Origin of the sequence: Kocuria salsicia, assembly GCF_007681555.1 — a bacterium.
Lineage (GTDB): Bacteria > Actinomycetota > Actinomycetes > Actinomycetales > Micrococcaceae > Kocuria > Kocuria salsicia.
Map to the genome: position 1 here is coordinate 137,816 of NZ_VELE01000005.1, position 12,205 is coordinate 150,020.

The window sequence follows — 12,205 nt, forward strand, 5'->3', positions numbered from 1 at the left end:
GCGCGGCACGGGCGTCATGACCGGAATCACCGGAATCCTGGTGGGCATTGCGGCTCTCATCCACCCCTTCGCCCGCGCGGGCCTCACGGCACGCTCCTACCGCAAGAAGCCGGAGCAGGCCGACGCCGCTGCCGCGTGCCGGTGACCTTCCCTCCTCCTGATCCTGCCCCCGCCTGACGAGGAGACCGGCCGTGCTGCGCACCACCGCACTGACACCCTGCCCCCCCTGGGCACTGCCGTGGGTCTCGCGGGCCACGCGCCGACCAGCCGGCGGCGCAGGACCCGCGTCTTCGTCTCGATCTCGTCGATCGCGGAACGGTACGTCACCACGAAGCGATCCCGCTCCTCCGCGTGGCATGGAGACCCCTCAGTGCCACCGAGCACTGGCTTCGTGGTGCGTCGTGCGTGGTGCGTGGTGCGTGGTGCGTGGTGCGTGGTGTCCCGCGTGCGGCGCGGTCGTCCCCGGGTGGTGCCCCGCGGGTGCGGTCCTACCGACCGTCCCCGCGGCGCTTGAACCGGTTCATCGCGTAGCCGATCAGGGAGGGCGCCTCCTCCGGTTCGCGGGCCTCGGCGCGCCGCAGCCGGTCCTCGCGCTTCTCGCGGTGGCGCTGCATGTGGTCCTCGTAGCGCATCTGGTTCTGCCGCTGCTGCTCCTGCTCCGCGGCCTCGGTGGCGGGATCGGTGGTGGTGCGCCCGTCTGCCGCGGTCATCCGGGAGATGGGTGCGGTGGCGTCCGTGTCCGCCCGCTCCGCCTGCACCACGCGGGGCAGCCGCCGCCGGACAGCCTCCCGCTCGGCGCGCTCCGCCAGGCGCCGCTGGGAGGCACTCTGCCGGCGGGGCTCGGCGTAGCGGTCCCGGATCTGCTCGACCACCGGCAGCTCGTCGGTGGTCTCGTAGGCCTCCTCCGGATCGTCGTGGTCAGCGTGGTACGCCGACGCCGACGCCGCCCACTCGCGGTCACGCCGCGCCGGTGCTGCGGCGTCGTCGTCCTCCGCGAACGCCGACCGGTGGCCGCGCTGCCGGGGGAACTCGTCCTCCCGCAGCGGGGTGACCCGGGGGACCGGACCGGTGTCCACGTCCGTCTCCACGGGCACTTCCCAGCGGGTCCCCGCGAACGCGCGGTGGCTGCGCCAGCCGCGGAAGAGCTTCCAGCCCAGGTAGAGCATGCCGAGCAGCAGCACGGTGGCGGGCTCCGCGTAGCCGGTGGAGTAGTAGATGGTGGCCACGAGCAGCACCACGAGCCCTACACCCAGCGGTGCCAGGGCCACGGGAGACTGGATGGCGAGCAGGCCCAGCAGGTCCCGGGAGTAGCGCGAGTCGTACTGGCGTCCGTGCAGCGCGTGGGCGCGGATCTTCACTCCCGGGGGTGTGTGCTCGGAGAGCCGCTGGTCGGTGACGGGAGCCCCGTCGGTGTCGTCCGGGTTCAGCACCACCGTGCGGGCCCGGCCCGCGGCCAGCGCGGCACGGTTGGTGGCCGTGGCGCCGGCGAAGACCAGGTACACGCCCATGGTGGCGAGCACGAACGGGAGCAGCACTGCCAGGAACAGGGTGACCACGCGCCACACCCACGCGACGTCGCCCGCCGGGAAGTTCTGGAACTTCAGGGGGCCGTGGGTGAACCAGAGCAGCGCCGATCCGATCAGCAGCGCCCCCACCCCGTTGAGAACGGCGTGCACACGTAGCCGGGGCCAGCCGCGGGCGGACCGCGCGGCCCAGCGTTGTTCGCGTGTGCGCATGGATGCTCCTGAGGTCCCGGGGGAAGAAGGGGATGGTCTCAGGGTAAGCCGTGCCCGCAGCCGCACGCACCGCGCCCGAGGGGTCTGTCCCACCCGGCCCGGCGCACCCCGGCCCGAGCCCACGACGTCACGCCCTCCTGCACCTAGGATCTACCCGTGGCCCGTTTCCTCCTGGACATCACTCCCCTGCGAGAAATTCCCGCGTTCCGTCGGCTCTGGATAGGCTCCACGCTGTCCATGCTGGGCAGCCAGTTCACGGTGATCGCAATCAGCCTGGAGGTCTTCGAGCTCACGCGCTCCACGTTCGCGGTGGGGCTCGTGGGGGTCTTCGCGCTCGTGCCGCTGATTGTCGCAGGACTCTACGGCGGTTCGATCGGGGACACCACGGACCGTCGCCTGGCCGGGTTGTGGACCACGGTGGGGCTGTTCGCGATGACCGTGGCGCTCGCCGCCCACGCGTGGCTGGACGTCCGCAGCGTGGGGGTCCTCTACTCCGTCGTGGCGCTGCACTCCTTCGCGCAGGGCCTGAACCAGCCCGTGCGCGGGGCGATCGTCCCCCGGGTGGTCCCCATGCGTCAGCTGCCCGCGGCCAACGCCCTGTTCCAGCTCACCATGGGCTCCTGTCTGATGATCGGCCCGCTCCTCGGCGCGTTAACGGTGGCCACCCTGGGGTTCCAGTGGGCCTACACGCTGGACGCCATGAGCTTCGGGGTGAGCCTGTGGGCCATGTACAAGCTGCCGTCCCTGCCTCCGGAGCCGGGGGAGCACGGCGCGGCCAGGAGGGCGGGGTTCCGCTCCGTTGTGGAGGGGTTCGCGTTCCTGGCCACCCGACCCAACCTGCGCATGACCTTTCTGCTGGACCTCGCCGCCATGGTCTTCGCGATGCCGCGTGCCCTGTTCCCGGTGCTCGGGGCGTCCGTGCTGGGCGGGGACCAGTTCACGGTGGGACTGCTCACTGCGGCGCTCGCGGCTGGGTCGGTGATCGCGGGCATCTTCTCAGGAACATTCGTACGCATCAATCATCACGGTCGGGCGTGCACTGCCGCGGTGGCCGGATGGGCGGTGTGCATCATGGCCTTCGGCGCCGTGGTGCTGCTCGCCTCGCACGGCTGGGGTGCGGACACCGTGTGGCCCCTGGCCCTGTCCTGCCTCGTGCTCCTGGCGGCCGGCGTCATGGACTCAGTGTCCATGCTCTTCCGCACCACCATCCTGCAGGCCGCCACCCCGGACAACCTGCGGGGGCGGCTGCAGGGCATCTTCATCGTGGTGGTCGCCGGTGGGCCCCGCCTGGGCGACGCCGCCATGGGCACCGGCGGCCAGTGGCTCGGCCCCGGCTGGGCCGCCCTGGGCGGGGCTACCATATGCCTGCTGCTGGTCCTGCTGCTGGTGCGCCTGTTCCCGGCCTTCATGCGCTACGACGCCCGCGACCCGCAGCCCTGACACCCCCGCGGATGACGACGCCGCGCGGCCACCTTCACACACCACCCACCCAGGAGGGACACGACATGGCGATTCTCGAGGACAAGCGGTGGAGCGGAAAGCTCTTCGACGGCGGCTGGACGGACGGGGCGGGTGAGCCGATCGAGGTGCGCAACCCGGCCACGGACGAGGTGATCGCCTGCGTGGGCGGCGCGACCCCGGCGGACGTGCACGAGGCGGCGACAGCGGCCTCGTCGGCCCAGGTGGCGTGGGCGGGCATGAAGCCCACGGAACGCGCGGCCGTGCTGCGCCGCGCGGGGCAGCTGTTCGAGGAGAACACCGCCGAGATCGTCGACTGGGTGGTCCGCGAGACCGGCGCGATCCAGCCCAAGGCGGGCATGGAGGCGCACGTGGCCGCGCAGGAGTGCTTCGAGGCATCGGCGCTGCCCACGCACGTGAAGGGGCAGGTGCTCGCCTCGGACGAGCCGCACTGGTCCCTGGCGCGGCGCGTGCCCTCCGGAGTGGTCTCCGTGATCTCGCCCTTCAACTTCCCGCTGATCCTCTCAATCCGCTCGGTGGCCCCCGCGCTGGCCCTGGGCAACGCGGTGCTGCTCAAGCCGGACCCCCGCACCCCCGTGAGCGGCGGTGTGCTGATCGCGCGGGTGCTTGAGGAGGCCGGTCTGCCGCAGGGCGTGCTGCACGTGCTGCCCGGGGGCGGGGACGCCGGTGCGGCTGCTGTGGACGCGCCCGAGGTGCGCGTCGTGTCCTTCACCGGGTCCACGGCGGCCGGCCGCCACGTGGGAGCGGCCGGTGCCCAGCACCTCAAGCGCACGCACCTGGAGCTGGGCGGGAACAACGCCATGGTGGTGCTCCCCTCCGCGGACCTGGACCTCGCGGTGGGCGTGGGCGCGATGGGCTCGTTCTTCCACCAGGGCCAGGTGTGCATGACCACGGGCCGCCACATCGTCCACCAGAACGTCTACGAGGAGTACGTGGAGCGCCTGGCGGTGAAGGCCGATTCCCTCGTGGTGGGGGACCCGTCCCAGGGGCAGGTGCACCTGGGACCGGTGATCGACGAGAAGCAGCTGAAGGCCGTGGACTCCGTGGTCCAGGAGTCGGTGATCGCCGGTGCGAGCATCAGGGCCGGGGCCACCCACGACGGGCTGTTCTACCGGCCCACGGTGCTGGCGGACCTGGCCCCCCAGATGCCTGCGTGGAACCAGGAGATCTTCGGGCCGGTGGCTCCGGTGATCGCCGTGTCCTCCGTGGACGAGGCCGTGGCCCTGGCCAACGCCTCCGAGTACGCGCTCTCGCTGTCCGTCCTGGGCGAGGTGGGTGAGGCCATGGGGCTCGCGGACCGGATCCACGCCGGCAAGGTCCACGTCAACGAGATGACCGTGATGGACGAGGCCACCGCACCCATGGGTGGCATGAAAGCCTCCGGGACGGGTGCGCACTTCGGCGGCGCGGAGGCGAACATCGAGGCGTTCACCGAGCTGCAGTGGGTCACAATCAGCCCGGAGATCCCGACCTACCCGTTCTGAGCTGCCCGCGCGCGCCGGGTGTCACACGTCCCGGCGCGTGCGACTGGTGACCTTGCTGCGCAGCGTCAGCAGCAGCACGAGGAGCAGGACGCCGTAGAGCACGAGCACGATGGGTCCGGTGAAGAGCACCGCGGGGTCCCCGTCCGCGCTGATGAGGGCGTCGCGCAGGCTCGTCTCCGCGAGGGGGCCGAGCACCATGCCGATGATCAGGGGTGCGAGTGGGTAGTCGTGCATGCGCATCAGGAACCCGACGAGCCCCACGCCGAGCAGCATCAGCAGGTCGAAGGTGGACCCGGAGGTTGCGTAGATGCCGAGCCCGCAGAACACCGTGATCCCCGCGTACAGGTACGGCTGGGGGATCAGCAGCAGCTTGGCCCAGACCATGGCGAAGGGCAGGTTGATGACCAGAAGCACGATCATCGCGATGAAGAAGCTCGCCAGCAGCGCCCACACGAGGTCCGGCGCACGCTCGAACAGCAGCGGACCCGGCTGCAGGCCGTACTGGCGGAACGCCGCGAGCATGATGGCGGCGGTCGCCGAGACCGGCAGGCCCAGCGCGAGCAGGGCGCCCATCGCCATGCCGGTGGTCGCGTTGCCGGCGGCCTCCGGGGCGGCCAGGCCGCGGATGGCGCCCTTGCCGAACTGGGGATCGGGGCGACGACGGTCGAGCTTGCGTTCCGCGCCGAACGCCAGGAACGTGGGGATCTCGGCACCGCCGGCCGGGATCACGCCGAACGGCAGCCCGATCGCTGTGCCGCGCAGCCACGCCGGGGCGGCCTCGCGCAGCTCCGCGCGGCTGAGCCACGGTCGGCCCTTGGACTTCAGCATCTCGCCCTGGCTCTTGAACCGGGCCACGGTGGCGAAGTAGACGACCTCGCCGAGTGCGAGGACCGCCACCGTGACGGTCACGAGCGAGATTCCGTCGAAGAGGTAGGGGGAGTCCATGGTGAACCGCGGGATGCCCGTGACGGAGTCGATGCCCACCACCGCGATGCCCAGGCCGAACGCCAGGGACAGCAGACCCTTCACGGCCGAGTCGGTCACCACCGAGGAGGTGGCCACGAAGGCGAACAGTGCGAGCGCGAAGTACTCCGCGGGACCGAACTTGGTGGAGAACTCCGCGAGGAACGGTGCGAAGAAGACGACCACCACCGACGCCACGAAGCCGCCGATGAACGCACCGATGGCGGCGGTGGCCAGGGCCTGCGGGGCCCTCCCGTTCTGGGCCATCTTGTGGCCCTCGAACGTGGAGGCGATCGCGGAGGCCTGCCCCGGTGTGTTCATGAGGATGCCCATGGTGGAGTCCCCGAACAGCCCGCCAAAGTACACGCCGGAGAACATGATGAACGCGGCCGTGGGATCCAGGGCGAAGGTGACCGGCAGCAGCAGGGCCACGGCCATCGAGGAACCGAGACCGGGCATCACGCCCACGGCGGTGCCCAGGAAGCAGCCCAGGACCACCCAGAAGATGTTCTGGAACGTGAGGGCTCCGGCGAAGCCCTCCATCAGCAGTGACAGGGTGTCCATCTAGAACCCGCCTCCCAGGATGCCGGAGGGCAGTGAGAGCCCGAGGGCCATGTCGAATGCAATGTACGCGAGCGAGCTGACGGTCAGCCCCACCACCAGGGTGAGCAGCGGCCGGGCGGCACCGAAGCCGCGGGCCACGCACCAGAACAGCAGCGCGGCCCCGATGATCCAGCCCAGGAACTCGAGCAGCAGGGCGAAGACCAGGAACCCGCCGACCACCCAGGCGAAGGAGCGCCACGAGAAGCGGGGAGCGGCGTCGTCCCCGGGGGCTGTGGTGTCCGCCGCGCCGACGGCGGTGCTGCCGGAGGGTGCCTTCCCCGCCTGCTTCTCGTGCGCGGACCCGGCTGCGCGGCGCCGGCGCAGGATTACCAGGACGTCCAGGACCACGAGCCCGTAGACGACGCCTACTACCGTGGCCGGGAAGAAGCGCGGGCCCGGGAAGTCCACAGAGTCGGGAACGCTCATGCTCAGCAGACCCACCAGCAGGTAGGTGGCGAACGCCGTGAACACGAGCGGCATGGTCAGTTCCCCGAGCAGGAACGGGCGCGCGGGGGCGGTCTCTGTGCTCGGCGGTTCCACGGATGCCGAGTCCGCCCCGGCCACCTGCTGTGTCACAGTCCCAACTCCTTGTACAGACCTTGGATCCTGGTCTTTTCCTCGTCCAGGAAGGTGGCGAGCTTCTCACCGGTGACGACGTTCTCGTTCCAGTTGTAGCGTTCGATGGCCTTGCGCCACTGCGGGGTGGTGACGGTCTCCCGCACGATGCTCTCGAGCTCGGACTTCTCCGCGTCCGTGATGCCGCCCGGTGCCACGAGCAGGCGCCAGTTCGCGAGCGTCACGTCGAAGCCCTGCTCCACCGTGGTGGGAATCTCCACGCCCGCCACGGGGTCCTTGGCCACGATCGCGAGCGCCCGCAGCCGGCCTGACTCGATCTGGTCGATGGAGTCCGGGTAGCCGCTGGCGGCCGCGGCGGCCGTGCCGTTGAGCAGCGCCTGCGTGGACTCGCCGCCGCCGTCCGAGGACACGTAGATCATGTCCTTGGGAGACACGCCCGCGCTGATGGCCATCTCCGTGACCACGAGCTGGTCGAAGGAGCCGCCCCCGGTCCAGGGCACCTTGCCGGGGTTCTTGGCCCAGGCGTCCGTGAGCTCCTTGAGGCTCGTGTAGGGGGAGTCCCCGGGGACCACGACGACGTCGTACTCCTCCACGACCACGGCCAGCGGGTTCACGTCCGCGTAGGTGGTGGCCGAGTGGTACTGGATGGTGGCCGCGAGCTGGCCCGTGCCGCCGACCATGAGGTTGTTGGCCTGGCCCTCGAGGATCTCCAGGTTGCCCAGGGCGATCGTGCCGCCGGCACCGGGGATGTTGACCACCTGGGTGTTGTTCACGATGCCGTTGGCCCGCTGGGCCTGCTGCATCTCTCGGGCCACGGTGTCCCACCCGCCACCGGCCGCCGCCGGCGCGATGATGGTCAGCGAGGAGCGGAGGTCGTTGCCCCCGGACGCGGAGACGATGGAGCCGACGGTGGCGGTCCCGATCGCGCCGGCCGCCACGAGTCCACCGAGCCCGCAGGTCAGGAACTGGCGGCGGCTGGGGGAGTGAGTGGGTCTCACGATTCCTCCGGGGGTCGGGGTGCAAAGGATCCCTGGTCCGCCCTCGGAGCCGCAGGAATGTGACCTACCATACACATGTCAGCGGCTCGGGCCCCTCGGCGACGCCCCCGTCCGCGCACCCGTGCCCGTACGCTCGACCACGACCCCCGGGGCGCAGTCGAACGGCCCCGCCACCACCGCTCGAAACGAGGACCAATGGCCATCATTCTCGCCGCCGCAGATTCCCCCGCCGGCCACGCCGCCCGCGACTTCGCCGTGCAGGAGGCCCGCCGCCGCGATGCGGATCTCGTGGTCTTCCCCGTGGACGGCAACGAGCCGGACCTCTCCGCGATCGACTACCAGCGCGTGAGCCTCGAGCACGCGGCCGCCCGCAGCCGCGACGCCGTGGGGGACCTCGTGGACCTCACCAACCGCGAGGATGTCGAGGTCGTGGTGGTGGGCGTGCGCCGCCGCTCCCCGGCCGGCAAGATCTTCCTGGGCTCCTCCGCGCAGCAGATCATCCTGGAGTCCGCGGTCCCCGTGATCTCCGTCAAGCCCGCGCCGGGCCACTGACCCCGCCCGCGCGCACCGCTCCGGGGTGTCGGCGCGCCCGCCTACCCTGGAGCGGTGCCCACCCCTCCCACGAGCTCCGCCCCTGACCAGGACCCCACTGGCGAGCCCACCCCGCCCCGCCCCGCGAGCCTGAACCGGCAGATCCTCGCGCTCGCGGTCCCCGCGTTCGGCGCGCTGATCGCCGAGCCGCTGTTCCTGCTCGCGGACTCCGCGATCATCGGCCACCTGGGCACCGCCCAGCTGGCCGGGGTGGGCATCGCCTCGACCCTCGTGCAGACGGTCGTGGGGCTCATGGTCTTCCTGGCCTACAGCACCACCCCGGCGGTGGCCCGCCACCTCGGAGGGGGCCGGCTCGCCGAGGCGCTGCGGGTGGGCCGGGACGGTCTGTGGACCGCGGCGGGGCTGGGGATCGTGATCGCGACGGTGGGCGCCGTGGCGATGCGGCCGCTGCTGCGCACCATGGGTGCCCACGGCGAGGTGCTGGACCACGCGACGTCGTACGCCCTGTGGTCCCTGCCCGGGCTCGTGGCCATGCTCGTGGTCCTGGCGGCCGTGGGCGTGCTGCGCGGGCTGCAGGACACGCGGACCCCGCTCGTGGTCGCGGCCGCGGGTGCGATGCTGAACGCGGGACTGAACATGGCGCTCGTCTACGGCGTCCACCTGGGCGTGGCGGGTGCGGCGATCGGCACGAGCACCACGCAGTGGGCGATGGCCGTGACCTACCTGGTGATGCTCGGGCGGCGGTTCCGGGCGCAGTCGGTGGGGCTGACGACGTCGTGGCCAGGGGTGCGCTCGCACCTCACCGTGGGCTCGTGGCTCATGCTGCGCACCCTGTCCCTGCGCGTGGCGATCCTGCTCACCGTGGTGGTGGCCACGAACCAGGGCCCCGAGAACCTGGCCGGTTACCAGCTGAGCATGACGATCTTCAACTTCCTCGCCTACGCACTGGACGCCCTCGCGATCGCCGCCCAGGCCCTGCTGGGCAAGGAGCTCGGCGCGCGGGACGTGAACCGTGAGCAGGACCGCGCGGCCGTGCGGCTGCTGATGCGTCGGCTGCTGCGCTGGGGGCTGGGCTTCGGCGTGGTCACGGGGTTCGCGGTGGGGCTGCTCGGCCCGCACCTGGGGTTCCTGTTCACGCGCTCGCCGGAGGTCCAGGCGGTCTTCGGCGCGGCGCTGCTCGTGGTGGCCGTGGGCCAGCCGCTCGCGGCGTACGTCTTCGTGCTCGACGGCGTGCTGATCGGCGCGGGGGACGCCCGGTACCTCGCGCTGGCCGGCGTCATCAACCTCGCGGTGTACCTCCCCCTGCTGTGGGTGGTGTTCACGTGGGGTGGCGCCGGTGTGGTGGGAGCCGTGTGGCTGTGGGTCGCCTACGCGGGCGGCTACACCGGTGCCCGCGCGGCCACCCTGGGGTGGCGGATCCGCGGGCGTCGGTGGATGATCGCGATGGCCTGAGGCACCCCCTGCCAGGCGTGTGGCCCCGGGGGATCCACATGCGGGTTGGACCGCCCGCCGACGGCTGCGGAGGACTATTCTTAAGGCATGAACAAAGACGTTCTGAACACCTCGCCCAACGCTCCCGTCCTGGTGGGCATCGATGGCTCCGACATCGCCCTGCGGGCACTCGACCGCGCCCTGTCGGAGGCTCGTGCCCGCCACGTCCCGGTGCGCCTGATCAGCGCCTACCCCCTCATCGCGGTGGGAGAGCCGTCCCTCGAAGCACGTTTCCACGAGGCCGTGGTCGCGGAGAGCAAGAGCTATCTGGCCGACGCGAGCGAGTACGCCCGCGAGCACGCCCCGGACCTCGAGGTCCAGGACGTCCTGGGAGAGGGTGACGCCGCCCGCGCCGTCCTGGAGGAGGCCAGGAGTGCGTGCCTCGTCGTCCTGGGCAAGCGCGGTCGCGGCGGTGCCCTGCGGGGGCGCCTGGGCTCCGTGTCAGCCGCGGTGGCCGCCCACAGCCCCGTTCCCGTCATCGTGGTCCCGCCCAGCGAGAAGCAGGACGCCTCGGACGCGGAGGTCGTGCGCCAGGAGGCCAGGGCGTCAGAGGACGTCCGCGTCCCGGACGCGAAGGCCAAGGACGACGACCAGCTCTCCGCCTCGCAGACGGACTACACCGGCTCCGTGGTCGTGGGCGTGGACGCCTCCGGGGAGAAGAACCCGGCCGTCGCCCAGGCCGTGGAGTACGCCGTGGCCCACGGCTGCGCGCTGAGCATCGTCTCCGTCAACGGCGCCCTCTCCGGAACGCCCGAGTGGTTCCAGGACCAGTACAACCGGCCCTACTACTTCCAGGAGGCGCTCGAGAAGCTCTCGGAGCTCGCGCAGAGGATCTCCGGGGAGCACCCCAACCTGACCGTCACGCAGCACGCGTTCCTGGGCCGCCCGGGCCGGGTCCTGGTGCAGGCCACGCGGACCGCGGACCTCGTGGTGGTGGGCTCCCGCGGCATCGGCGGCTTCACCGGACTGCTGCTCGGCTCCGTGTCCCAGGCAGTGCTCGGCGCCGCGGCCGGACCCGTGATGGTGGTCCCCAGCGGCCGCTGACTCCCACGCACAGCCCCCCCCCCGACGAGACGAACACGAGACAGGCAGGTACTGCAGAGATGACACAGAACATTGTGGTGGCGTACGACGGCTCCGAGCACAGCGAGCGGGCCCTGGACTGGGGGATCGCGGACTGCCTCGAGCGGCAGCTGCCGTTGAAGATCGTGCTCTCCACGGGGCGTCAGACCGGCCTGGACCAGTCCCTCTACGGCGCCTTCGCGGACGCGCTGCAGGAGGAGTCCGAGCGGCTCGCCAAGCGGGCCGTGGAGAAGGCCAAGACCGCCGGGGTCACGGCCCAGTGCATCATCGAGCGCGGTGACGCGGCCGGCGTGATCGTGTACGAGTCCAAGGACGCCGCCGTGGTGGTCATGGGCAAGCGCGGGCACCACGGCGTCCGCGGCCGGGTGGGCTCCGTCTCCGCGGCCGTGGCCGCCCACTCCTCGGTTCCCGTGGTGATCCTCCCGGAGAGCTGGAAGCCAGACGAGCGGGAAACCCGCCCCGAGGGTGAGACGTTCGCGGGCTGCGTCGTCGTGGGCGTGGACAAGCTCGGCACGGAGAACCCGGCCGTGACCGTGGCGGCGCGCTACGCCGCGGACCACGGGCTCACGCTCGCCGTGGTGAGCGTGGTCCCCACCACCGGCTACCTGCCGGTGAACTCCTACGAGCTCGAGATGGCCGTGCAGGAGCAGCTGAAGGCCCCGGCCCAGCAGCTCACAGAAAGCGTTGCCGAGGAGCTGCGGGGCGAGTTCCCGGGCCTTGAGACCGTCACCCGGGTACTGGAGGGGCGTCCGGCGGACGCCCTCGTGGACGCCTCGCGCACCGCGGACCTGCTCGTCGTGGGCACGCGCGGCTACGGCGGTTTCCGCGGGCTGCTCATGGGCTCCGTCTCGCAGGCCGTCCTTGCGGACGCCGAGTCCCCCGTGATGGTTGTTCCCACCGCGAAGAACTGAGGCTCCCGACGACGCCGTCGCGCACGTCCCCTCCGCGGGCCGGTTTCCCTCCCGGGAGCCGGCCAGTGGCCGAGGGCGGTCGGCAACGCCGGTTCGGGGCGGAGACCGAACCCGCGTCGGCTGCCACGCCGCCGACACGCCCGCCGGGGGCCGGGGTGATGGTTCTGTCCGCGCACGAGCGCACGTAGCCTGGCCCCAGCAACCCCCGCGTGCACAGCGCCGAACCCCGAGACCCCCGGAGGACCCTCGTGACCACCGCCGAAACCGGCTCATCCCAGTCGAGGGTGTAGACGGGGTCTGAACCCGCCGGTCTCGAGCAGGCTCCTGGC

General features: G+C 71.6%; 11 protein-coding genes. 7 read left to right on the forward strand and 4 right to left on the reverse strand.

What is annotated here, in order from left to right; genetic code table 11:
* Window positions 1-16 precede the first annotated feature (16 nt).
* Window positions 17-145 (forward strand): hypothetical protein, encoded by a 129-nt coding sequence (locus FS770_RS14225; protein ID WP_260983288.1) that lies wholly within the window; start codon window positions 17-19, stop codon window positions 143-145.
* A gap of 343 nt (window positions 146-488) precedes the next feature.
* Here FS770_RS14225 and FS770_RS09225 read toward each other — a convergent pair whose 3' ends face one another.
* Window positions 489-1,736 (reverse strand): hypothetical protein, encoded by a 1,248-nt coding sequence (locus FS770_RS09225; RefSeq protein WP_144941430.1) that lies wholly within the window; start codon window positions 1,734-1,736, stop codon window positions 489-491.
* A gap of 156 nt (window positions 1,737-1,892) precedes the next feature.
* Here FS770_RS09225 and FS770_RS09230 point away from each other — a divergent pair, with 156 nt between their 5' ends.
* Both FS770_RS09230 and FS770_RS09235 read left to right on the forward strand, forming a co-directional pair.
* On the forward strand, window positions 1,893-3,176 hold the full coding sequence (locus FS770_RS09230) for an MFS transporter (protein WP_144941428.1): 1,284 nt from the start codon (window positions 1,893-1,895) through the stop codon (window positions 3,174-3,176).
* Between the two features lie 65 nt (window positions 3,177-3,241).
* Window positions 3,242-4,699: a benzaldehyde dehydrogenase gene (locus FS770_RS09235; protein ID WP_144941426.1), complete on the forward strand. Its 1,458-nt coding sequence runs from the start codon at window positions 3,242-3,244 to the stop codon at window positions 4,697-4,699.
* A gap of 21 nt (window positions 4,700-4,720) precedes the next feature.
* Here the strand turns inward: FS770_RS09235 and FS770_RS09240 are convergent, their stop codons facing one another.
* From FS770_RS09240 to FS770_RS09250, 3 genes are read right to left on the reverse strand one after another with little or no spacing between them, the layout of a single operon-like run.
* Window positions 4,721-6,226 carry a tripartite tricarboxylate transporter permease gene (locus FS770_RS09240; RefSeq protein ID WP_144941424.1) on the reverse strand — a complete coding sequence of 502 codons (1,506 nt, stop codon included), beginning with the start codon at window positions 6,224-6,226 and terminating at the stop codon, window positions 4,721-4,723.
* Window positions 6,227-6,841, reverse strand: a complete 615-nt coding sequence (locus FS770_RS09245; protein ID WP_144941422.1) for a tripartite tricarboxylate transporter TctB family protein — start codon at window positions 6,839-6,841, stop codon at window positions 6,227-6,229.
* Window positions 6,838-7,839, reverse strand: a complete 1,002-nt coding sequence (locus FS770_RS09250; RefSeq protein WP_186366740.1) for a tripartite tricarboxylate transporter substrate binding protein — start codon at window positions 7,837-7,839, stop codon at window positions 6,838-6,840. Before FS770_RS09250 ends, FS770_RS09245 begins: the two co-directional genes overlap by 4 nt.
* Window positions 7,840-8,034: 195 nt before the next feature.
* On the opposite strand from FS770_RS09250, the gene FS770_RS09255 reads away from it, so the two are divergent.
* From FS770_RS09255 to FS770_RS09270, 4 genes are all read left to right on the forward strand, one after another.
* Complete coding sequence (locus FS770_RS09255; protein ID WP_144941418.1) at window positions 8,035-8,391, forward strand: universal stress protein; 357 nt, start codon at window positions 8,035-8,037, stop codon at window positions 8,389-8,391.
* A 54-nt stretch (window positions 8,392-8,445) separates the two neighbouring features.
* Window positions 8,446-9,843, forward strand: coding sequence for an MATE family efflux transporter (locus FS770_RS09260; RefSeq protein ID WP_144941416.1), 1,398 nt, complete (start codon window positions 8,446-8,448; stop codon window positions 9,841-9,843).
* Window positions 9,844-9,930: 87 nt separating this feature from the next.
* Entirely contained in the window at window positions 9,931-10,926 is a 996-nt protein-coding gene (locus FS770_RS09265; RefSeq protein WP_144941414.1) for a universal stress protein, read from the forward strand.
* A gap of 59 nt (window positions 10,927-10,985) precedes the next feature.
* Window positions 10,986-11,876 (forward strand): universal stress protein, encoded by an 891-nt coding sequence (locus tag FS770_RS09270; protein WP_144941412.1) that lies wholly within the window; start codon window positions 10,986-10,988, stop codon window positions 11,874-11,876.
* Window positions 11,877-12,205 lie beyond the last annotated feature (329 nt).

Bases quoted from the DNA above. Each gene is read 5' to 3' on its own strand.
- FS770_RS14225 (WP_260983288.1), top strand. From the start codon at position 17: ATGACCGGAATCACCGGAATCCTGGTGGGCATTGCGGCTCTCATCCAC.
- FS770_RS09225 (WP_144941430.1), bottom strand. From the start codon at position 1,736: ATGCGCACACGCGAACAACGCTGGGCCGCGCGGTCCGCCCGCGGCTGG.
- FS770_RS09235 (WP_144941426.1), top strand. From the start codon at position 3,242: ATGGCGATTCTCGAGGACAAGCGGTGGAGCGGAAAGCTCTTCGACGGC.
- FS770_RS09240 (WP_144941424.1), bottom strand. From the start codon at position 6,226: ATGGACACCCTGTCACTGCTGATGGAGGGCTTCGCCGGAGCCCTCACG.
- FS770_RS09255 (WP_144941418.1), top strand. From the start codon at position 8,035: ATGGCCATCATTCTCGCCGCCGCAGATTCCCCCGCCGGCCACGCCGCC.
- FS770_RS09265 (WP_144941414.1), top strand. From the start codon at position 9,931: ATGAACAAAGACGTTCTGAACACCTCGCCCAACGCTCCCGTCCTGGTG.
- FS770_RS09270 (WP_144941412.1), top strand. From the start codon at position 10,986: ATGACACAGAACATTGTGGTGGCGTACGACGGCTCCGAGCACAGCGAG.